The organism is Bacteroides gallinarum DSM 18171 = JCM 13658 (genome assembly GCF_000374365.1).
In the GTDB taxonomy this organism is placed as follows: domain Bacteria; phylum Bacteroidota; class Bacteroidia; order Bacteroidales; family Bacteroidaceae; genus Bacteroides; species Bacteroides gallinarum.
In genome coordinates this window covers 127,613-150,605 of the sequence record NZ_KB894116.1, presented here as the reverse complement: position 1 = coordinate 150,605, position 22,993 = coordinate 127,613, and the positions used below count along the sequence as shown (strand labels likewise).

The following is a 22,993-nucleotide window of genomic DNA, read 5'->3' as shown; positions in this document are numbered from 1 at the left end:
TCCTCTGTGGTGAAAGTCCCCTTCTCTTATTTCAGCGTTTTAAAAGAGAGAATATGGTAGCTCGTCCCCACCGCAACCAGCAGTAACAGTATGTTCAGCCACCAGTAGGGCACTATGAAGATTACGCAGTTGAGGATAGTAATCCATATCAGCGATACCGAGATGATTTTGGCCTTTAGCGGGATAGCTCTGTTTTCGCGGAAGTTGCGGATGTAGTTTCCCAGGTGTTTCTGGCGTAGCAGCCAGTTGTATAGACGGGGAGAGCTGCGTGTGTAAAGGGTGGCGGTGAGTAATAAAAACGGGGTGGTAGGCAGCAGCGGGAGGAAGATGCCGATGATGCCGAGTGCCAAGGAGAGTGTGCCGAGCAGGATATAGAGGGATTTCATGCCGCAAAAATAGGATAAATAACGGTTAGTTCCAGCGCTTTTTTGTATTTTTGCCGCTGCATCGAGGTGACATTAGATGCATAGGTTCTATAAACGATATTTTAATTAGCGTATTAATAGTATGTACACAGTCATTAAACGAATGGAGGTGTCGGCTGCCCACAGCCTGAGGCTTTCCTATCAGAGTAAATGTGAGAATCTGCATGGTCACAATTGGATAATCACAGTCTATTGCCGTTCCAAGGAGCTGAATGAGGACGGAATGGTGGTGGATTTCAGCCACATCAAGCAAGCGGTGCAAGAAAAGTTAGACCACCGGAATATCAATGAGGTACTTCCCTTCAATCCCACAGCCGAGAATATTGCACGCTGGATATGCGACCGGATACCGGCATGCTTTAAGGTGGAGGTACAGGAGTCCGAATCGAATGTGGCAATTTATGAGAAAGATTAACGAGATATTTTACAGCTTGCAGGGAGAGGGGTTCCATACGGGTACTCCCGCCGTCTTTATCCGCTTTTCCGGCTGTAACCTGAAGTGCTCTTTCTGCGATACGCAGCACGAGGAGGGTGTCGGGATGTCCGATGAGGAGATTTTGGCGGAAGTGGGGAAATATCCCGCAACGACGGTGATACTGACGGGTGGAGAGCCGTCGCTCTGGATTGACTGGGAGTTCGTAGACCGCTTGCACCGCATGGGGAAGTTTGTCTGCATCGAAACTAACGGAACACGTCCGCTGCCGGATAATATAGACTGGGTAACCTGTTCGCCCAAGCAGGGGGCGGAGCTGCGTATCTCGCGCATGGATGAGGTGAAGGTGGTGTACGAGGGGCAGGACATTGCTGTGTACGAGCCGCTTCCTGCCAGGTATTTCTTCCTGCAACCTTGTTCCTGCAACAATATCGGCGAGACTGTGGACTGCGTGATGCGGCATCCGAAGTGGAGGTTGAGCTTGCAAACGCATAAGCTGATAGATATCCGGTAAATCCGCTTACGAGGTTTACCACGGATTAGTACAGATTAAAACAAAATAGTTGATTATCAGTATGATAATCTGCGCTAATCCGTGTAATCTGCGGTAAACCTCGATATACCTTCATTGCTTTTGTAGGGACGCCGGCTACTATAAACCGTAATCTTGGTACATATCTCAGTAATCGGTGTACAGTATTTGGGAATGAACCCTGCTATATTTGCAGGGTAAAAACGTACTGTACTATGAATATAAAGAAAATGCTTGTCGCTGTGCCGTTTATAGTAGGCGGTATGGCGGATATCGATGCGCAGAGTGTGAAAACGGAAGTACCGGAAATCAGTGTTTTTCCGACGGGCAGCGAAAACACCGGGTTCGGGAAGTTCTTCTCCGGCAAGTCCTGGCTGGCTCCGCTGACGGGCAATAAGGAATTGAATGTGCCCATGTCCAATGTAACTTTCGAGCCGGGTTGCCGCAACAACTGGCATAGTCATACGGGCGGACAGATTCTTATCGCCGTCGGCGGAACGGGGTATTACCAGGAACGCGGACAGGCCGCCCGTCGTCTGCTGCCGGGGGATGTGGTGGAGATTGCTCCTGGCGTGGAGCATTGGCACGGGGCGGCGCCCGACAGTTGGTTTTCGCATATAGCGGTGGAGTGCAATCTGCAAATCAATAAGAACACATGGTTGGAGCCTGTGAGCGACGAGGAATATGCGAGGGCGGTGAAGTGAGAGTTTCCTGCGTTTTTGCATTCGAGAATTACTACTTCTAATCATAAAGAATTACTGCGATGAAACGACTGACATTTGTATTAACCGCATTCCTGCTCCTTGCATGCGGAGGGGCGGATGCACAAAAAAAGAGTGAACCTATGAAGATATTAGTGGCTTATTTTTCCCATAGCGGCAATACCCGTGCCATGGCGGAGCAGATTCGGGAGGCTACGGGAGCGGATATTTTTGAGATTGAACCCGGCGAACCTTATTCCTCGGTTTACCAGGAGGTGCTGGAACGCGGCAAGAGAGAGATTAAGGGTAATGTAAAACCGCCTTTGAAGTCCATGCCCGGTAACCTGGCGCAATATGATGTGATTTTTGTGGGCTCTCCGAACTGGTGGAGTACTATCGCTCCGCCGGTGGCAACTTTCCTTGCCAATGAAGGCCTTGCGGGTAAGACTGTCGTGCCTTTTGTAACCCACGGTGGCGGTGGCATGGCGGGATGCGAAGCGGCTGTCAAAGGTCTTTGCCCCCAGTCCCGGATGTTGAAGGGGCTGGCTGTCAACGGGAGTTCTGTCAAAGGCGCTGCTCCCCAGGTGAGGAAATGGCTGAAGGAGATAGGTATTGTAAAGTAAGCGAGAGAAGTAAACGAGAGAGATGAAAAAGATATTGTTAACGGGCGTTTTGGCGCTGTGGGGAGCGCTATCGGCATCCGGACAACCGGATACGATACCGGGTAAGGAAAAGAATATGGACAGAATAGAATTGTGCAAAAAGAACTATGCCGCCTTGTTCAGCGGCGAGGCGCTGACGGGGCAGGGTACAGACCCTGAGCTGATGAATATGCTTCAGAAATATATTTTCGGCGAGGTATTCCGTACCGGAGAGCTCGATATGAAAACCCGTGAGATGATTACTTGTATCACGCTGACAACCATGCAGACGTTGCCTCAATTGAAAGCGCATGCTGCTGCCGCCCTGAATGTCGGCGTTACGCCCGTCGAATTGAGGGAGCTTATATATCTGTGCGCTCCTTTTATCGGCTTTCCAAAGACTTTGAATGCGCTGACGGTTGTAAACGAGGTGTTTAAGGAGTGCGGCATAGCCCTCCCCTTGGAGGAGCAGGGTACGGTGACGGAAGAAAACCGGTATGAGAAAGGGGCGGCTATCCAGAAGCCGTTGTACGGGGATGAGATTGCCGAGGCATTGAAGGATGTGCCCGGAGGATTGGGAAGCGAGGCGGCTCGTTTCCTTACCGCCTTCTGCTTCGGGGAGATTTACACCCGTAACGGGCTGGATGTAAAGACGCGGGAGCTGCTGGTGTATTGCATCCTTACGACCCTGGGTGCGGACAGCCAGTTGGTTTCGCATGGAATGGGGAATATAAAGCTGGGTAACGGCAAGGAAACGCTTGCAGCGGCTGTGATACAATGCTTGCCGTACATCGGTTTTCCACCGGCGATAAAGGCGTTGAAGATTATTCAGGGGTTATAAGTCAGGTCAGATTAAACTGATAGATATACATAATTGGGAGCATGTGGTTTTGCATGTAATCGCGAAGCACACACAAACGTTTATTGTAATCAAATGAATGTATTGGGTTTGATGCTGCCGGTCGTTTTCAGCTTAACAAGGTACTTAGCATACTTTTCTACATTTTCCAGATATGAAAATGTAGGACGTTAAACTATTGCGATTGTTATTTGTCCGACTTTTGTCCGACCTAAATGAGATAAGACCATGTAAACTGTTAATTTACATGGTCTTATCTCTGCACGGGAGGAGAGGCTCGAACTCCCGACACCCGGTTTTGGAGACCGGTGCTCTACCAACTGAGCTACTCCCGTATTGCGGTTGCAAAGGTAATGGAAACTTTCAAATCTGCAAGCCCTTTGTCGCTTTATTTTAAGGCGAAATTTGCTTATAGCATTTGTAAGTCCTGATACATAATGCGATACGCCGCCGCTTTTTTTTCTAAGGCGAGCGGATAAGCTCTTGAGGAGGACGGCATACGGTAAAGGCGCATAGGACGGCCTTCGAAAAGGAATTCTGCAAAGTCGCTCACTTTGGGCTCTTTCAGCGAGAATTGCGTACAAAGCGTGTCCGTGGCTTTCTGCCCGGTAGTAACGATTGCTTTACATTGCGGCAGTTGCCGTAGCAGCGATGCCGTATCGGTAGGCTGTACTACTTCGAGGAATTTGTCGGAGGCGTTGTCCTGCAACCGTCGGATAGCGGTGGCCGTATCGAACAGGGCGATGCCTTTCTCGTTCAGGAAGTCGATGATGCACTCTTTGCAGAATGCTTTTCGGGATTTTTCTACGAAACGGTCTTTGTCACCGAAGAACAGGTAGCCCACGATGCGCCACATGTCGTTGTTCCAGTTCGGGTAGTAGAACTCCATAGACCACCGTTTCTTCTGCGGCGGAAAGCTGCCCAGCATCAGCAGACGCGCATTGGCGGGGAGAAAGGGTTCTAAAGGGTGCTGCTCTATTTCCATAGGATAGAATTTATGAAATGAAGAAGGGAAGGCGTAGGTTGAATACATCTTCCCTTCTCGTATGGTTTCGGAATTGCCTTTTGCCTCTTCCGGCATGTTTGCCGTTATGGAAGGGGCGCAGGACTTGTTATTTACGGTAGCTTTCCAACTCCTCGGCTTTGATTTTGCAGATGAAGTTGAAGTGCTTCTCTATTTCCGATTCTGCATAGTTCACATAGACCCGTGCGGACTTGGCGAACATCTCGGGCGCTTTGGTTGCATCCTGAATCAGCAGGTGGGACATCACGCATACGGCAGCCATTTCGTAAAGGCGGCGGGCTACGAAGTCCAGCAGTTCCTGGTTGCCGCTTTCCTTAACGGCATTGGTGCAGGCGTCGAACTTGTTCGTCATCTCTTTTACGCGCTCCAACAGCGGCTGCATTTCCTCGCTGCACGGAATCAGCTCGTAGTCGCGCAGGGTGGCGGCATATGCGCCGTTGGTAACGTAGCGGATAGCGGCTACGGTTTGCAACTGTGTAGTGCCTTCGTAAATGGAGGTGATACGTGCGTCGCGGTAGATGCGTTGGCAGGCGTATTCCAGCATGAAGCCCGAACCGCCGTGTATCTGGATGCTGTCGTAAGCATTCTGATTGGCATATTCGGAGTTCATACCTTTAGCCAGCGGAGTGAAGGCGTCGGCCAGCTTGGCATATCTCTTTTGCTCCTGGCGTTCTTCCGGAGTGAGCTTGCGTTCGCGGGCGATGTCGTCCAGTGCCTTGTAGATGTCTACGTAGCGCGAGGTCTGGTACAGCAGGGCGCGGCCGGCATCCAGCTTGGCTTTCATAATGGACAGCATGTCGTACACTGCCGGGAATTCGATGATAGCCTTGCCGAACTGCTTGCGGTCTTTGGCATAGGCGAGTCCTTCGTTGTAGGCGGCTTGCGACAGGCCTACGGACTGTGCGGCGATACCCAGGCGGGCGCCGTTCATCAATGCCATTACGTATTTAATCAAGCCGAGCTTGCGCTCGCCGCAAAGTTCGCATTTGGCGTTCTTGTAAACCAGCTCGCAGGTGGGAGAGCCGTGGATACCCAGCTTGTTCTCGATGCGGCGGACGTTTACGCCGCCGTCGCGCTTGTCGTAGATGAACATGGAGAGGCCGCGGCCGTCTTTTGTCCCTTCTTCCGAGCGCGCCAGCACGAGATGCAGGTCGGCATCACCGTTGGTGATGAAACGTTTCACTCCGTTCAGGCGCCAACAGTTATTGGCTTCGTCGTAGGTGGCTTTCAGCATCACGCTCTGGAGGTCGGAGCCGGCATCCGGTTCGGTTAAGTCCATCGACATGGTTTCACCGGCGCAGATACGGGGGATGAAGCGGCTGTGCTGGTCTTCGTTGCCGAACTCGTAAAGGGTTTCGATACAGTCCTGCAAAGACCAGATGTTGCCGAAACCGGCATCGGCGGCGGCCACGATTTCCGCACACATGGTATACGGGGTAATCGGGAAGTTCAATCCGCCGAAACGACGGGGCATGGTCATGCCGTTCAGTCCGGCTTTTACCATGGCGTCGAGGTTCTGTTTAGTGCCGCTGGCATACTCTACACGGCCGTTGGCGCAATGGGGACCTTCTTCGTCTACGCCCTCGGCGTTGGGGGCGATGATTTCGGCAGTGATTTCGCCTGTGATTTCGAGTACTTTATCGTAGGAGTCGATAGCATCCGCATAGTCCTGCGGGGCATAGTCGAACTTGTCTTTGTCTTCGTAGCCGCGTTCTTTCAGCTCGCAGATACGCTGCATCATCGGATTGTTCAAGTGATACTTGAGTTCCGGAATATCTGTATAAAAATTAGCCATGGTTTCTTACTTGCTATTCTGTTTGTAATACTTAATCATCTTCGGGATAACTTCCTCTACCGTGCCGTTGATTACGTAGTCGGCAATGGCGTTGATAGGAGCGTTTTCGTCGTTGTTGATAGAGATGATGATGCCGCTCTCCTGCATTCCGGCGATGTGCTGGATTTGTCCGCTGATGCCGCAGGCGATATAGAGTTTCGGACGTACGGTCACACCTGTCTGGCCTATCTGGCGGTCATGGTCGGCATAACCGGCGTCTACGGCAGCGCGGCTGGCGCCTACCTCGGCGTGAAGCTCTTTTGCCAGGTCGAACAGCATGTCGAAGTTCTCGCGGCTGCCCATGCCGTAACCGCCGGCAACGACAATGGGAGCGCCTTTCAGGTTGTGCTTGGCTTTTTCTACATGGCGGTCGATGACTTTTACCACATAGTCCGTTTCGGGAACGTACTTGGCAACGTCGTGGCGGATTACTTCACCCTTGTAATCGGCATCCAGGATTTCTTTCTTCATCACGCCCTCGCGTACGGTCGCCATTTGCGGGCGGTGTTCGGGGTTGACAATCGTGGCTACGATGTTGCCGCCGAATGCGGGACGGATTTGGTACAACAGATTCTTGTAGACTTTGCCTTCTTTCTTGTCCTCATGGTCGCCGATTTCGAGGGAGGTACAGTCGGCGGTCAGTCCGCTGGTCAGGGCGGAAGATACGCGCGGGCCGAGGTCGCGGCCGATAACGGTCGCTCCCATCAGGCAGATTTGCGGCTGCTCCTCCTTGAACAGGTTGATAAGGACAGAGGAGTGGGGGAGGGAGGTGTATGGGAACAAGCCCGGAGCATCGAATACATGGAGTTTGTCGACGCCGAAGGGCAATACTTGTTTTTCGATACCTGCCAGGTTGTTTCCGGCAGCAACTGCTTCCAGTTGGCAGCCCAGTTGATTAGCCAATTTACGACCTTTGGTCAGGAGTTCGAGACTGACATCGGCAACCGTAGTGCCTTCTATCTCTAAATATACAAATACATTATTCATAATCTTATCCTATCGTGTGGTTAGCTAACAGTTCGACAATCAAATCTTCTACATCCTGGTCGCTGCCTGTCAGTGTCTTGCTTTCTTTGGCCTGGAATGAAATGTTCTGAATGGTTTTCACCTTCGTTGGCGAACCGCTCAGGCCGCATTGTACGAGGTCGCCGTTCACGTCGGCTACGCTCCATTCGGTGATGTTCAGATAGGGGTATTTCTCGTAGAGGGCTGCATAAGGCAGTGCTGCGCCTTCTTTTTCAATGGCGGCTTTCTCCTGCGCACCGAGGGCGCGTTTGTATTTCTGCACCAGCTTGGCGTTGCGCGGACGGCAGGGGGCGGCGCTTCCGTTAACGGTGATAACGATAGGCAGCGGGCCTTCTACCGTTTCCACACCGCCGTCGATATGGCGTTTTACGGTAATCTTTCCGGCGGCTTTGTCTACGTTCAGGATTTCTTCGGCATAGGTAACTTGTGTCAGTCCCAGCTTTTCGGCCACTTGGGGACCTACCTGCGCCGTATCGCCGTCGATAGCCTGGCGGCCGCCGATGATGATGTCGCAGTCGCCTATTTTTCTGATTGCCGTGGCAAGGGCGTATGAGGTGGCGAGTGTGTCGGCTCCGGCAAAAGCGCGGTCGGTCAGCAGATAGCCGTTGTCGGCGCCGCGGTAAAGTCCTTCACGAATGATTTCGGCTGCGCGTCCCGGTCCCATGGTCAGAATGGTTACGGTGGAGCCCGGATGTGCATCTTTCAGTCGGAGAGCTTGCTCAAGGGCATTCAGGTCTTCGGGGTTGAAGATGGCAGGGAGTGCCGCACGGTTAATGGTTCCGTCGGCTTTCATGGCATCTTTCCCGACGTTGCGTGTGTCGGGAACTTGTTTTGCCAATACAACAATTTTCAAACTCATGCTATTAATTATTAGTATTAGTATTTTTCTACATGTCAGTGCCGGGAATAGGAGTAGTAGAACCTGCTACTGAAATTATCCGGTTAACTATCAGCATGCAAATTTACGCAAAGAGTTGGGTTTGACAAGAAAACAAAGTAAAAAATGCACATCCGGGAAGAATTTGAGCAAAAACATGAAACGTAAAAATGGTAATTCAGACCGTAATCCTCCTGCTTTTCTCTTCGTGCATTTGCAGTGCAGGGAGGAATAATTAATGAAAGAACGGTGGGGCGGGGAGGGATGAAATGGGGAGGGCGGTGAGTTGCCGGATGTAAAAAGGATATATAAATGGTATATGAAAGATGTATAAAGGATATATAGAAGATGTATAAAGGATGTATAAAAGGAAAGGCGGTGAATTTACCGCCTTCTGTGTGTGCAGTAAACTCGCCGCCTTGTCCGGAGTATATGGCTCGCTTTTTATTTAAGACCCAGTTTCTTTGCGATATCTTTGGGCAGCGCGTCCTTATGAATGAGGATATTCATCGTTTTATAAGCTACGAAAGCTTTGGAAGCGTACCAGATGCCTTTGTACTTGCCGCTCAATCCCCAGGAATTCTTTACCATGAAGTATTCTTTTCCGTTCTGGTCTTTGGCGATGCCGTAGATAACCATGCCGTGGTCATCGGTCGTTTCCCAGTTATCGAAAGCTGTCTGGCGCATTTCCTGGGTAACGTTGACTTCGGGCAGCGGCTTACTGGTAAGCTCCTTGCGCTTGTCGGCGGCGGTAAGTCCGGTCCAGCGTGCCATGTCCGAGCCTGTCAGTTCGGCGCCGCGTGCTGCATCCGGCATTACGGCGATGCCGTCGCGGGTAAAGCCTTGCTCGCTCACGTCGCTACCCCATGCAAAGGTGTATCCGTTTCTGACTGCGTAGTCCATTACTGCCATGAGTTCGTCTATCGGCAGGTTCCAGGAAAGGCTGTTGCGCCAGTTGTCCTGAATTTCAATGGCGAATTGGGTGTGGAACGGGTGGTGCGTGTACGAAGTCAGCGATACGTAATCGTCCGGATTGATACCGAGCGATTCGCCGAAGGTTTTCGGGGTGTATTCCTTTCCTTTATAAGTAAACTTCTCGGGGCATTTGCCGAGGTAGGTGTCGTAGATAGCGCTCAGTCCTTTTTTCCATACCGGTGTCAGCTTGGTGAGTCTGCCTTTGGCGATAGCGTCCACGTAGGCGCCTGCTACGGCATCCAGCTCGTTGTGTACGGGCAACGTATCGCCGTACATGATGCCCGGCATGGCTTCTTGCGGAACGAGTCCGTAGTTCTTCAAACAGAACATGATGTCGTAGAAGCTGCCGCCCGGGGAGAAGGAGCTGTCGCCGTGGTAGCGTACGTAGTTCTGTGCACGGTCTACCATGGTGTGGTGTACGACGAACATTTCGGACAGGTCGTATTCGCCTTTGCCCATGCGGAGCAATTCGCTTTCCAGGAAACCGAGGCTCGAGAAGCTCCAGCACGTGCTGGAACGGTTCTGGTTCTTAATGGAAGTAATGGGGTTCTCTTTTACTGTGGTAAAGACGAAGCCTTCTTCTTTCGGGGCGTCTTGTGCCACCATGTTCAGGCTGAACATGCCTAAAGCGGCAATTAATATGGACTTTTTCATCATGATTAATTTGTTATTAATTTATAGTTGTAGCCGCAAATATAATTAGAATATCGTAAACAAAAGCTATCTTTGGTGCGTTAATTCTGACACTTATGGATAAATTTATATGTATAGACAGTCGGAGCGGGCTGGTGCTCGAGGGCGGCGGCATGCGCGGTGTCTTCACTTGCGGCGTGTTGGATAACTTTATGGACCGGGGCATCCGCTTTCCTTATACGATTGGCGTCAGTGCAGGGGCTTGCAACGGGTTGTCGTATATGTCGGGACAGCGGGGACGTGCCAAGTACAGTAATATCGACTTGTTGGAGAAGTATAATTATATCGGGCTGAAATATCTGTTGAAGAAGCGCAATATCATGGATTTCGATTTATTGTTCCGTGAATTTCCCGAACATATCCTGCCGTACGATTACGATGCGTATTTCCGGTGTCCGGAGCGTTTTGTAATGGTTACGACTAATTGCCTGACGGGAGAAGCGAATTATTTCGAGGAAAAGCAGAGTAGGGAACGCGTTATCGACATTGTCCGTGCTTCGAGCAGCCTGCCTTTTGTCTGCCCCATTACTTATGTGGATGATATTCCTATGCTGGACGGCGGCATCGTGGACAGCATTCCCCTGATGCGTGCCCGCCGGGACGGATATACCCGCAATGTGGTGGTGCTGACGCGTAACAGGGGGTATCGTAAAGAAATTAAAGGGACTAAAGTGCCTCCGTTCATCTATAAGAAATATCCTCGTTTGCGCGAAGCTATCAACCGGCGCAGCAGCGTTTACAATGAGTTGCTGGAATTGGTGGAGCAGTTGGAAGATGCGGGGGAGATTACCGTTATACGCCCGCAGAAGCCGATAGTGGTAGACCGTATCGAGAGGGATATAAAGAAACTGACCGACCTTTATGAGGAGGGGTATGCGTGTGCGGCGGAGTTCCGGTTCGGGGAAAATGAACCCGATAAGGCATTATAAGGGATGCCGTAAGCCAGTTCTGATTTTCTTAGGAAAGATTTATTATTTCCTTATATCGATGTATGTTTTCGCATTGGGAGCAGGTATTTCTTGCCAGTCATGAAAGAAAGTAATGTACCGGGTGTCTATATCCGGGTACTGTGAAATCATAGAAAGGAAAAAGAAGCGAAGCATCTCTCCTCCCGACACATACAAGGAGGAGAGATGCTTCGACTGTGTTCAGCCCGGCGGGATGATAATTTTGCCAGCCTGCCGGCATACTTCTCAGATTCTTACGAATTACAGACTATTTTTGTTGGAAAGAAGAATCTGATACATCTGATGCTATCGGGCGGATTGGCTGATTAGGTAATCGATAGCATTAGTAGTAAAGGTATACAGATTACTAAGTTCGGAATTTTCCTCAGTCGAATCGTACCACTCGAATACCGGGTCGCCGATGACGATAGCGCATCCGTGACTGTCCGTTTTATATATTTCGGCAATGGTGATAGAATTTTCTTTTCCACCGTCGCGTGCCAGTCTTTTTGCTCCGGTTGTTTGTTCCCAAGCCGTCAGATTTTCCGGTGTATAATTTTCACCCCAACCGCGCATCTTTCTGATGCAGAGATATACTTTTTTATGGATTGCTATATAACCGGAAGGCAAGTTTTTGAATAAGGCGTGCTCTTGAACGGTAACTGTAAATCCTTGTGTGGTATTCTCATCTCCCCAATCGATAGGCTTTCTTTCGTCGCCATTTGTTCCCCATTCCCAATTTATCTGGTTGTCTTCCGCTACAACTCCCCATGCAGCGAGACTTTTCATAGCTTCACGTGAAGCCAATACAGCACCACCGTTTTCATAGTAGGCTTTAATGGCATTATGGAGAGTTCCGTCGGTATTTTCATAATCGAAGTGTGCCCAAAGCATTTTATAGGCATCCAGATTTGTAGTGTTTTCGGCAGTTACGGGCAGATAGGTAACGTTGTATTTCCCGTTACTGCTGAGCCAATTATAGGCAGCTTTTTCTTCATCGCAACAGGCATCGGCACTTGCAGCAGTGCCGATAAATGCTATTTCCGCAACAGCACCGTCTTTCCAATCCTCAATCGTATTACCGTCAATCGTAATCTGAGCGTTTATCTTTCCGTCTTTAACTGTTGCCTTTAATGTGTATTTAAATCCGGCGTCGAACTTTCCGATGCTTCCCAGGTTAAGGGTCGCTTTTAAATTATCGCTCTCATTGCCTACTTTCAGCGTTATGTTATTGGCGTTCTGCGGATAGATAAGTCCGATATAGGTAAATCCTTGAGTGTCGGCAGTTCCGATAGTCCAATCCTCAGGCTGTGCATTTGGCTCCGGAGCTGCTATACCGGTTTGCGTATTGAAGCTGCCTTCGTGCTTCAAGCCGCTTATTACGACTGTTTTCCCGCTTATGTCATTGCTGGCGTCCGATGTAATCTCTACATTGATTTGCGCCATTTTATGCTGGAACGAAAAGGTTACTTGGGGATTCTCCTCATAGGCTTTATTCTCCTTGGTGGCCCATAAGAAGTCCACCTTGTCCTGGATGTGGGCTGTGTTTCGGAGTATTTTACCTTCGGACATTTCACTTTCTTCCGCATACGGGTAATAGGCGCTGAACGACATGGAATTCTCGGAGGTGTAGCAGATAGGAGATTCCCCCTCCGCTACGTTGAAGGTGGCGGATGCTCCGCTTTCCGCTACCGTATATTTTACATTCGTATAGTTCCCGTCTGCTCCGTCCGTTACGGAGATGCCAACTGCATCTTTGGCTTCCCATTGGTTCCCGCTTACACGGGTGGCGATACCGGCGGAGAAATCTACTGCGACGGGGTTGTCCAACGTCTTTTTGTCCCCGTTCTTGATAATCTGTTCTTCGTCTTCACTTGTACATGCTGCAAAAACCATTGCCAATGCAGCCATTGCTAAGATAGATGTCTTCATGGTTGTCGTTTTGATATTAAACGGTTCTGTTTATTCTTGATGACTTACTTTTAAGCTGCCGACCTCGATGTTGCTTTCCGGATAAGAGTTGATAGACCAGCAGTTTTTCTGTATTCCGTAGATGCGGTTGGTATAGGCCACATTGTCGTTGATGTAGACTACGCAAACGGAGTTGTCCGTGCAGATAGTGATGTCGTACACATTGTCGGCGGGAGTATCGAACAGATAACCGTCTATGCCGGCAATGAAACCCTTGCCTTCCTCGCCCTCTTCCTCGAAGTTGATTTTCCGCTTATTGCCGTTATCTTCCGGGTTGACGATAATCGTGTAGTACTTCTTGGAATCCGTACCGCGTACGAAGGAGATGCCGAACTTGCCTTGGTTGCCGGTAGCCTTTACGGTAAAGGAGATTTTGTTATGCGTGCCCAACCGGTTGAAAAGCACGTAGGCTTCTTCGTTCAGCGTATAGTTGCCGTTGCCTTGGGTTACTTCCCCGCCTTGTTCCATTACTTCGACATCGGATTCGGCAGTGTATTTCCCGCCGATGCTTTCCGCCAAACCTAAAGAGAGCGTACCGTCCTGGTGCTGGACTACTTTGTGGGCAACCAGGTTGCCGCCCCATTCGGGTTCGTTGTCGGCGCTTACCTCGGTATTGTCGTTACCGGCGCGGGTGGGACACCAGCCCCAGATATACCGGTCTGTTCCATTGGATGCCGTCTTGCCGGCATAGAAAGCACGGGAGTCCAGTACGCCTTCCTTGCTGTCAGGCCAGATACCGGCGTCGTTGGCTGTGGCGGCTTTCAACTCGTCCAGCGTGCGGCCTTTGAAGTATTGTACTTTCCGCATGAATGAGGATATTTCCGAGTAGACCAGATACCACCAGTCGCCCATTTTGAATACATCGGGGCATTCGTAGAAACGGTCCCACATCATTGTCATGAACACTCCCTGGTGTTCCCACTCCTTCAGGTCGGCCGAGGTATATTCCGCCAGTACCCCCTTGCCGTTTTGCTTGGTGGATACGAGCATGTGATACTTGCCGTCCTCCCCTTCGAATACGAACGGGTCGCGGAAATCGTTCTTGCTGTATCCCTCGGCATCGCCTTTCAGGTAGAAAGTACGGCTTTTGCTCCACGTCTTGAAGTCGGGAGAAGTAGCCAGCATCACCACCTGGGCGTTGTCGGAGGAGGTGGGCTGGTATTTGTTGCCCGTATAGAATGTGTAATACAGCTTGTCCTGCGGATTGTAAATGGTGCTTCCCGTTCCGATAGCGGCGTCCTGCTCATCGATGCCCCCGCACGGAACCAGCTCGCCCAGGGAGGTATAAGATGCCGCATCTTTTGTACTTACCCCCCAGATAGGGTGGTAAGTACCGGCTTGGTTGGGGCGGTAGTCTTGCAGGTAAAGCACCTTGAAGTCCTGCCCTACCGGGTCGTAGAAGGGCATCGGGTCGCCTACGTAGCCCACATAAGGTTTGTAGTAAGTGCCGAATGCGCTTTCGTCGGTCGAGGCGAAATAGGTTGCCGTTCCGTCCCAGTCTTTCTGGGTAAGGACGGGGTCGTTGTCATCGCTGCAACTGCAAAAAGAAGCGAACAGCATTGCAGTGAATGTAAGTGATGTTATCATTGTTTTCATATATTAGTCTTTATTTTCCGGTTAAATAATCGATTGCATTTTCCGTCATCTTGGCTACGTTGCCGTGGTACTGGTCGCCCGATACATCCACGCCGTAAGAATACCAGTCGTAGCATCCCGAACCGATACATACGATGCCGCCTTCGGTTCCTTCTGACGGATATTCCCATACTACGATAGCATCATCGTTGTAGCTTAAAATTTTGCCGCCATGTTGCGTTTCCCAATTTTCTTTTGTACCGTAGTCAGCCCAGCCCATTTTCCATTGCGCCGTACTGTTGGTTATTCTATAACCGACGTCGCATGTATATACTCTGTTTGCATCATTATTATTTAAGATTAAATCCTTATAAATAGGATGGTCTGCATATCCTTGGATAGAGAAACTCCATGCACCGGTTGTAATTTCGCCTGTTTCTTCCGCCTGCCCCCAGCAGTTGTTCGGAACGTTACCGTCTTTGGTCGCACCCAATTTGGCTGCGTAGAAAGTGGCGTAACGCGTAAGCAGCAGGTTCATGCCGTTGTTATAAAGCTCCTTCATCTGTACCAGTGCATCGACTGCTGCCGGGGCGGCATTCTCGAATTTTTCCATATTGTCTATGCCGCCGTCTATGTGCAGATGCCACCACATCAGCTTGCATTTGCTCAAATCCACTCTGCCCGCCTGAACATCGGTGAAGGAGATGTATTGCGAGTTGGGAATATTCCCCAACATCCACGTAGCCGCAGCCTTTTCTTCCTCATTCAGGTCGTCCATTTGTGCGGCAAGGCCTACGTACACGGCGTCGGGAGCATCGGACGGTATAACCGTTACCGTATAGACGGCGGATGCCGTATTGTATGAAACGATGAAGTCCACAGGATTCGTAAAGTCGATAGCCTGCCCCGATGCCGGTGTAACGATAGCCCCCTCCGAAGTGGTGATAGTCGGGATGAGGTTGGTAACATCGGTCGTGGTCGGCACGCGTACGCTGATGTTCCGGTTTTCCTGGTCGATGATGCCGCTATACGTATCGTTCAGCTTGAAAGACAATATTTTGGCTTCGTCATGCTTAATGGCAACGGTATAGTCCAGGTAAGTATTTCCATTGGTAACCTTAATCATCTGCGTGCACGAGAAGTTGAGCACGTCGCCCGCCTTGACCGAAGCTTCGGCGCCTTCCGATACTTCGATAGCGGTAACGGTCATGGCATCGGTGTCGTACGTTTCCGGGAGCGCCACCGTTATGGTTTTGCCGGCACGGTCTATCACTCCGGCATACTGGTCTAATTCGAAGGCCGTAATCCATGCATCTCCGTCGAGCTGCAATGCCGACCGGTTGTCATCGCCGCATCCGGACAGTGCAGTCAGCAGTACCATGCTCCAAAGCAGCGAACTAATTCTTTTTATTCTTGGTTTCATAGTGTCACTTATTAAGATTCGTTTATTACCAGTTACCGCAGTTTTGCGTATAGTTGCCGTTGCTGGCGCTCATTTGCGCAAACGGTATCGGCAAGTACTCGTTCTTATTCTTGGTGAACGAGGCGTTGGAGTAGATAGCACAGTCGTCGGCTTCTCCCGCATAATACTTGTTCAGCACCTCGGCAGCCTCTCCCCAGCGTACCAGGTCGAAGAAGCGGTCGCACTCCATAGCCAGCTCTACGCGGCGTTCGAATTTCAGCATCTTCAAGGCTTCTTCCTGTGTATAAGTGCCGTTGTAAGGCTGCACGTTGATATGAACCCCGTAAGTCATTTCGTAATCGCTAATCATGGCAGTACTTTGCTTGGCACGGTTGCGCAGGCGGTTTATCAGGCTGATTGCCTCGTCTATGCGTCCGTCGTTCAGTTGTATCAGGGCTTCGGCGCGCATCAGCAATACGTCGGCATAGCGCAGCACGATGTGGTTCATGGGAGTACCCCACCAGGAGCCTTTTATCAGGTAATCCCCGTCGGGGTCTACATTCTGTTTCAGGGTTACGTAATAACCGTATAAACCGTTGCTGCGGCTCCATGTAGACGACTCGTCCATGATGTAATTAGGATTGAACTCATAAGGCAGTCCCGGCATGCCCACAGTCAGGAACAGGCGGGGGTCGGCATAATCCGTGCTCTTGTCGTAATCCTCATTGTTGAATGTATCCAGCAGGGGCAGCCCGTCGGCATCCGTCTGGAACGCATTTACGAGGTTCTGGCTCGGTTTGTAGAAGTCGCAGCCGCCGTCGGTTACTCCGGGGATATTCGGAACAATCAACCCGTTAGACCAGTTGCAGTTACCGTTGGTCGTACCGTCGTTCATGGAATACTGCATCGCCCACAGGGACTCCACACCGTTCTCGTATTCGGGTTCGGGGCGGAAGTTATTATGGAAATCCGATTCCAGGTTGTATCCGCCTGCCGTCATAATGGAACTCTCGGTGTATTGCACCACTTTCTTCAAGTCGTCCGCATTAATGCCCGTTACCTCGTTGTTGTCGGCATTGTCCTGGCGGTAAGCCTTGTACAGGTAGGTCTTGGCAAGGTAAGCCGCTGCCGCCGCACGGGTGGGGCGCCCCTTGTCCGCCTGCGTGTCGGGCAGGTGGTCGTAGGCAAACTGGAAATCGTCTGCAATCAGTTGCCAGCCCTCGTCGTTGGTGTAAGTGGTGTTGGACAGGTTATTGTATTCCTCGGGCGAGAGGTTCTCGTCGTTGGCGAATACGATTTTCTTATACAACTGTTTCAGCAGGAAATGCCCGTGCCCGCGCAGGAACTTCATTTCGGCGATACGTTGCTGTTTCAGCGGATAAGCCGCCTCGTCCGTCTGGTTCAGCAGTTGCAGCGCGGTGTTGGCGCGCGAGATGCAGTTGTACAGCCGCTGCCACATGTCACTGATATTCCATGCGGTAGTCATGATGCCCTGCGAGATTTCCAGCGAGTGGAATACATCGCCGTCCTCCGTTCCGTTTCCGCCTTTGTAGGCATCGTCCGAACGCACGTCGTAGTTCCACATGGAGAAGGAAGAGTTGATATCCTCGGCGGTAATCCATACGGCATAGGCGGAGATAATCAGGTTATCCACGTATGCGGGGTCTTTCAGTTGCTCGTCGCTCATGGTTCCCTGCGGAGTTTGCTGCTCCAGGAAGTCGGTGCAACCGCTGCATATCCATGCAAGCCCTAAGATGATTGTATATGCTATATTTTTCATTGTTTTCATTTTTATGTTCTGGTTAAAAGCTTACGTTGATGCCGAAGGTCAGGTTCATCGGAATAGGATAGCCGTAGTTGGCATTCTCCGGGTCTACCCCGGTGAACTCCTTACTTTTTATTGTAAACAGGTTCTGTGCGCTCAGGTAGAGGCGCAGACGTTCCATTTTCATTTTCTGTGCGAAAGTCTTCGGTACGTTGTAGCCCAGTTGTATGTTGCGCAGTTTCAGGAACGAGCCGTTCTCCACGAAGTAAGTGGATACCCGCTTCTCGTTATTGTTGTCGCTGCGCGACAGCGCCGGGATGTCGGAACCCGGATTGGTGGGCGACCAGGCGTCGAGCACCCGTTTCCCCTTGTTCAGGAAGCCGATGTTCAGCCCGCTCCACAAGTCGGTTTCTTTTTTCAGGTCGCTGATTACATCCACACCCTGCACGCCTTGCCAGAACATGGTGAGGTCGAAATCCTTGTATTCGAGGTAGATGTTCAAGCCATAGCTGAAAGCCGGGGTAGGGTCGTAAATCCATTGCTGGTCTTTCTCGTTGATAACCCCGTTATTGTCCAGGTCGCGCCAGCGGATACGCCCCAGGTCTGCCCCTTCCTGGGTGGCATGGTTGTCTATCTCCTCCTGGGACTTGAAAATGCCGTCGGCCACGTAGCCCACCTGCGCCCCGTTGGGGTGACCTATCACACTCTCCACGCCGTTACCGCCGAACGTGCCGTTGGCAGCTACCGTGGCGGGCAGTGCGGTGATTTTATTGCGGTAGGCGGATAAGTTGGCGTTGATGTCGTACTTCAACCCGAACCTGGTAGTATTGCGGTAGCCGAGGTTCAGCTCGAAACCCTTGTTCTCCATTTCGCCGGCGTTAATCCACTGCTTGCTGCCTTCACCCATGGCGGCGATGCCTGCCATTTCCAGTAGGATGTCGGTGGTTTTCTTGTAATACCAGTCGAACGAGCCGTACAGGGATTGGCCGAACAGCGAGAAGTCGAGTCCGACGTTGGTTTGCGTGGTCGTTTCCCATTTGATGTCGTCGTTGCCTATCTGGTTGCGCTTGAAGCCGGATTGCAGGATGCTGCCGCCGTTGGTTCCGGCAATGTCGTAGGAAGTACCGTAGCTCTGGCCGCCCGATTCCGTAACCCCGTAGTTGGGCACGTAGATTGTATAGCGCGATATGTTCGAAATCTCCTGGTTACCGGTCTGTCCCCACGAGGCGCGGAGCTTCAGGTCGTCCAGCCAGCGGGCTTCCTTCATGAAATTCTCTTGGCTGATGCGCCAACCGGCGGAAACGGAGGGGAAAGTGGCATAACGGTTGTTCTTGCCGAAGCGCGAGGAACCGTCGCGGCGTACCGTGAGCGAAAGCAGGTACTTTTCATCGTACGTATAGTTCAGCTTGCCGAAGAACGAAACCAGCGAATAACCCTCGCCCGTGCCGTAAGCCTGCGCCGTGCCCGCTCCGGCATCCGGCCACATGAAGTCGGGGGTAAGGATAGAGAAATCCTCCTTGTAACCGGAGAAGTGCACATCGTCCTCGCGGTTCAGCTCCATGCCCGCCATGACGTCGCCGCGGTGCTTGCCTATCTCCAGGTTATAGGTAGCAATGGCATTCCACATCCATTTGGTCCAGTGTTCCTGCTTGGCCTCCACCGCATTCTTGTCGTTGGCTACATTGCCCTCGGTAACGGGGTAGGTAAACACCCGCTGTTGCTTCTGCGAGTAGTCGATACCGAAAGTAGAGCGCAGGTTGAGCCCCTTCAGCGGATTCAGGTTTACGTAAGCATCGCCGAACATACGCCAGTACGTATAGCGGTTGTCCGCATTGCGCTCCAGGCGTGCTACCGGGTTTTCGCGGTCGGGATAGCCCCCTACCGGACCTGCATACTTGCCCTCGGTGGTATATACGGGCAGCGACGGGTTGAATTGCAGCACGTTCTGCAAGAAGCCGTCCGGCGCCTGCACCTCCGAGGTACGGTTTACGGTGAAGTGCTGCCCTATGGTAAGAAACTTGCCTATCAGGTTATAGTCGGAGTTCATACGGGCGGAGATACGCTCGAAGTCGGTGGTCTTGATGATACCCAGGTTCTTGTAATACCCCAGGGAGAAGAAAGACGAGCCTTTCTCGGAACCGTTGCTTACCGATACGTTGTATTGCTGCACGACGCCCGTACGGGTCGTCTCGTCGAACCAGTCCGTATCGGCTGCCGGCGTCGTATTGGCGGAATCCAGGTACTTGGACATGCTGATGCCGTTCAGTTGCGGATACCCGCCGGCATCGTAGCCCCAGTCGTACTTGTATCCGAGTCCGTTCGTGTTGGAGTCTTGCCCCTCGTTAACGTACGCCTGCCACATGGCGCGGCCGTACTCCTCGGCATTGAGCACCTCCATTTTGTTGGTGTACATGGAGGCGGAGACGGAAGCGTCGAAGTTGATTTTCAACTGTCCCTCTTTTCCTTTCTTGGTGGTGACGATAATGACGCCGTTGGCCGCGCGCGAGCCGTAGATAGAAGCCGAAGCGGCATCCTTCAATACCTGGATAGACTCGATGTCGTTTCCGTTCAGCTCGTGCATGCCGCCTTTGGTGGGCACGCCGTCGATGATGTAAAGCGGGTCGTTGTTGTTCAGCGTGCCGATACCGCGGATGCGGATAGTAGTGCTGCCGCTGGGATTACCGTCGGCGGTGATGTTCATGCCCGGTACGCGTCCTTGCAGGGCTTTCATCGGGTTATTCTCGTTCTGCTTGGCTATCTCGTCTATGCTCACTACGGAGATAGAACCGGTAAGGTCGGCCTTGCGCTGTGTGGTATAGCCCGTAACCACTACCTCCTGCAACATCTCGGCATCTTCTTCCAGCAGGATGTTCAGCGTGCCTTTGGCTTTCAAGGTTTGCGATTTGAAACCGATATAAGATACGGTGATTTCCGCACCGGACTTAACGGTCAGGGAGAATTCCCCGTTGAAGTCGGTTATCGTACCGTTGGTTTTGTTGCCTTCCTCGACGACCGAGGCGCCGATAATGGGCTCTCCGTCGGCGGCATACTTTACTGTTCCTTTTATACGGATGTCCTGTGCACAGACAAAACTGCACAGTCCGATAAGGAACATCATAATGCTAAGTTTTCTCATACATTATAAATTTACTGTTAACAAATTGTTTTCCGAATTCTCAAAACAGCTTTCCCGACCATGTTTTGATATCGCAAAGTAAATGGATTGTATCGAAACAGACTGGCACAAATGATACGAATGCTGCAAAATTTGTTTCATGGGATAGGATTGGACTGCCCCCAGGCATGCCCCGGTATCAATTTTGGCAGCATTTGTAACATTTGTGTTAGCCCCTTTCGCTTTTATTCCTTTTCTTTGCAATGTGCTTTCCCGAGCATCGAGCGAGTTCGTAAAGTTAAACATTAAATTTAATACCCGATTTAGAAAATGAAGCATTACTCTCATGGAACCTTTCTTCCTTTTTACGGAAAGACAATAGCGGCTTTTCTTATTATACTAATGAATATCGGTATTTGCGCGGCGCAGTCCACCGGATTGAAAATCCATTATCTGGGTGCAAACCACAGCCTGGTGCAAGTGCGTGAACCGCAGAAGTACCTCCTGCTACCGGTAGAGGAGGCAGCCCCCGAAGCCACCGTTAACGTATTGGTGAACAACAAGACCGACCAGACTTTCCAGGTACGCCTGGCAGTTAACCGGACAGATTACCTCGTACCCTTCGCTCTGGAGCAGTACCGGGGCAAGGCGGTAACCTTCGACATCCATACCGGCAACAGCCGCACCAATGTACGCGACGCCATGGCAGACGCCTGCTGGAAAGAACTGCGGTTGTCCGATACCTTCGACGATACCAACCGCGAGTCATTCCGCCCCCTTTTCCACCACTCTCCCCTTTACGGCTGGATGAACGACCCCAACGGCATGTTCTACAAAGACGGCGAATACCACCTGTACTACCAGTGGAACCCCTACGGCTCCATGTGGGGCAATATGAACTGGGGGCACTCCTCCAGCAAAGACCTGGTAAACTGGGAGCATCATCCGGTGGCGATACGCCCCAACGGGCTGGGCACAGTGTTCAGCGGCAGCAGCGTGGTGGATAAGGACAATACGGCAGGCTTCGGTAAAGGCGCCGTGGTTGCCATTTACACCTCGGCGGGCGCCAGCCAGATGCAAAGCCTGGCATACAGCCTGGATAACGGAATGACATTCCATGTGTACGAAAACAACCCTATCATCACTGCCGATAAGGAGTGCCGCGACCCCAATATGTTCTGGCACGAAAAGAGCGGCAAGTGGATTCTTATCCTGGCGGCTGCGTTGGAAAAAGAGATGTGGATATATTCCTCTCCCGACCTGAAGAACTGGACGAAGGAGAGCAGCTTCGGCCACGGCTACGGCGCACAGGACGGCGTATGGGAGTGTCCCGACCTTATGGAGCTGCCCGTACGCGGCACAGACCGCACGAAGTGGGTGCTGATTTGTAACATCAATCCCGGCGGACCTTTCGGCGGCAGTGCGGCACAGTATTTCGTGGGCGACTTCGACGGGAAAACCTTTACCTGCGACACCGCCCCTCAGGTAACCAAGTGGATGGACTACGGCAAAGACCATTATGCAGCCGTGTCCTGGAGCAATGCGCCCGAGAAGCGGCACACCGTGATTGCCTGGATGAGCAACTGGCAGTATGCCAACAACGTGCCCACCAAGCAGTTCCGTAGCGCCAACACATTGCCGCGCGACATCGAACTGTACGAGGGCGGCGACGGCGAACTATACCTGGCGGTGACCCCTGCGCCGGAAGTCGATGCACTGCGTACGGGTAAGGCGCTGAAGTACGGCTCTTTCTCCGCCGGCACGAAGAAGGTATCCCGGAAACTGCCTGCCGGTAACAGCGGCATTTGCGAGATTGACCTCGAACTGGTTCCCCGCTCGGCAGGCAAGGTGTACATCACCCTCTCCAACGACAAAGGCGAGCAGGCTGTAATGACTTACGACCTGGACAACTCCACATTCAGCATAGACCGTACTGCAAGCGGGCTTACCGACTTCAATAAGGATTTCCCCGCCGTAACCGTAGCTCCCTGCCCGGCAGAAGCCCGGCAACACCTGCGCCTGTTCGTAGACCGTTGCAGTATCGAGGCTTTCGAGGGCGCCGGACGCTTTGCCATGACCAACCTCGTGTTCCCGCAGCAGCCTTACACCACCATTTCCATTGCCGTAGACAAGGGGCGTTGCAAAGTAAACCGCCTTACTGTAAATCCTTTAAAACCAAACAACTAAATTCCGGTATC

16 protein-coding genes, 1 tRNA gene and 2 pseudogenes are annotated in these 22,993 nt (G+C 51.6%); 7 read left to right on the top strand and 12 right to left on the bottom strand.

Annotated features, from left to right (window positions below):
• Positions 1–26: 26 nt before the first annotated feature.
• Positions 27–386 (bottom strand): YbaN family protein, encoded by a 360-nt coding sequence (locus C233_RS0102650; RefSeq protein WP_018665936.1) that lies wholly within the window; start codon positions 384–386, stop codon positions 27–29.
• A gap of 121 nt (positions 387–507) precedes the next feature.
• Between C233_RS0102650 and queD the strand changes: the two genes are divergently transcribed.
• The 5 genes and pseudogenes from queD to C233_RS0102625 all read left to right on the top strand — a co-directional run.
• Positions 508–840, top strand: coding sequence for a 6-carboxytetrahydropterin synthase QueD (queD, locus tag C233_RS0102645; protein WP_025068599.1), 333 nt, complete (start codon positions 508–510; stop codon positions 838–840).
• On the top strand, positions 827–1,372 hold the full coding sequence (locus tag C233_RS0102640; protein WP_018665934.1) for a 7-carboxy-7-deazaguanine synthase QueE: 546 nt from the start codon (positions 827–829) through the stop codon (positions 1,370–1,372). Before queD ends, C233_RS0102640 begins: the two co-directional genes overlap by 14 nt.
• A 233-nt stretch (positions 1,373–1,605) precedes the next feature.
• Positions 1,606–2,091: pseudogene (locus C233_RS0102635) on the top strand (cupin domain-containing protein); the annotation flags it as partial.
• Positions 2,092–2,153: 62 nt separating this feature from the next.
• Complete coding sequence (locus tag C233_RS0102630; RefSeq protein ID WP_018665932.1) at positions 2,154–2,714, top strand: flavodoxin; 561 nt, start codon at positions 2,154–2,156, stop codon at positions 2,712–2,714.
• A gap of 22 nt (positions 2,715–2,736) precedes the next feature.
• Positions 2,737–3,564, top strand: a pseudogene (locus C233_RS0102625) (carboxymuconolactone decarboxylase family protein); the annotation flags it as partial.
• Positions 3,565–3,853: 289 nt separating this feature from the next.
• Here C233_RS0102625 and C233_RS0102620 read toward each other — a convergent pair.
• The 6 genes from C233_RS0102620 to C233_RS0102595 form a co-directional block, all read right to left on the bottom strand.
• A tRNA-Trp gene (locus C233_RS0102620) sits at positions 3,854–3,926 on the bottom strand.
• A gap of 74 nt (positions 3,927–4,000) precedes the next feature.
• Complete coding sequence (locus tag C233_RS0102615; protein WP_025068597.1) at positions 4,001–4,576, bottom strand: uracil-DNA glycosylase family protein; 576 nt, start codon at positions 4,574–4,576, stop codon at positions 4,001–4,003.
• Positions 4,577–4,703: 127 nt separating this feature from the next.
• Complete coding sequence (locus C233_RS0102610; protein ID WP_018665929.1) at positions 4,704–6,410, bottom strand: acyl-CoA dehydrogenase family protein; 1,707 nt, start codon at positions 6,408–6,410, stop codon at positions 4,704–4,706.
• 6 nt (positions 6,411–6,416) lie between these two features.
• Positions 6,417–7,436: an electron transfer flavoprotein subunit alpha/FixB family protein gene (locus C233_RS0102605; RefSeq protein ID WP_018665928.1), complete on the bottom strand. Its 1,020-nt coding sequence runs from the start codon at positions 7,434–7,436 to the stop codon at positions 6,417–6,419.
• 4 nt (positions 7,437–7,440) lie between these two features.
• On the bottom strand, positions 7,441–8,334 hold the full coding sequence (locus tag C233_RS0102600; protein ID WP_018665927.1) for an electron transfer flavoprotein subunit beta/FixA family protein: 894 nt from the start codon (positions 8,332–8,334) through the stop codon (positions 7,441–7,443).
• 462 nt (positions 8,335–8,796) lie between these two features.
• A complete protein-coding gene (locus tag C233_RS0102595; protein WP_025068596.1) occupies positions 8,797–9,981 on the bottom strand; it encodes a C1 family peptidase in 1,185 nt (394 codons plus the stop codon).
• A gap of 95 nt (positions 9,982–10,076) precedes the next feature.
• On the opposite strand from C233_RS0102595, the gene C233_RS0102590 reads away from it, so the two are divergent.
• Positions 10,077–10,949 (top strand): patatin-like phospholipase family protein, encoded by an 873-nt coding sequence (locus C233_RS0102590; protein ID WP_018665925.1) that lies wholly within the window; start codon positions 10,077–10,079, stop codon positions 10,947–10,949.
• Positions 10,950–11,273: 324 nt separating this feature from the next.
• Here C233_RS0102590 and C233_RS22185 read toward each other — a convergent pair whose 3' ends face one another.
• From C233_RS22185 to C233_RS0102565, 5 genes are read right to left on the bottom strand one after another with little or no spacing between them, the layout of a single operon-like run.
• On the bottom strand, positions 11,274–12,899 hold the full coding sequence (locus C233_RS22185) for a fimbrillin family protein (RefSeq protein ID WP_025068595.1): 1,626 nt from the start codon (positions 12,897–12,899) through the stop codon (positions 11,274–11,276).
• A gap of 30 nt (positions 12,900–12,929) precedes the next feature.
• On the bottom strand, positions 12,930–14,534 hold the full coding sequence (locus tag C233_RS0102580) for a glycoside hydrolase family 32 protein (protein WP_018665923.1): 1,605 nt from the start codon (positions 14,532–14,534) through the stop codon (positions 12,930–12,932).
• Positions 14,535–14,544: 10 nt separating this feature from the next.
• Positions 14,545–15,936, bottom strand: a complete 1,392-nt coding sequence (locus C233_RS0102575; RefSeq protein ID WP_026314703.1) for a DUF4960 domain-containing protein — start codon at positions 15,934–15,936, stop codon at positions 14,545–14,547.
• A 25-nt stretch (positions 15,937–15,961) separates the two neighbouring features.
• Entirely contained in the window at positions 15,962–17,695 is a 1,734-nt protein-coding gene (locus C233_RS0102570; protein ID WP_025068594.1) for a RagB/SusD family nutrient uptake outer membrane protein, read from the bottom strand.
• Between the two features lie 22 nt (positions 17,696–17,717).
• On the bottom strand, positions 17,718–20,798 hold the full coding sequence (locus C233_RS0102565; RefSeq protein ID WP_018665920.1) for a SusC/RagA family TonB-linked outer membrane protein: 3,081 nt from the start codon (positions 20,796–20,798) through the stop codon (positions 17,718–17,720).
• A 327-nt stretch (positions 20,799–21,125) separates the two neighbouring features.
• Between C233_RS0102565 and C233_RS0102560 the strand changes: the two genes are divergently transcribed.
• On the top strand, positions 21,126–22,982 hold the full coding sequence (locus C233_RS0102560) for a glycoside hydrolase family 32 protein (RefSeq protein ID WP_026314702.1): 1,857 nt from the start codon (positions 21,126–21,128) through the stop codon (positions 22,980–22,982).
• The last annotated feature ends 11 nt before the right edge of the window (positions 22,983–22,993 follow it).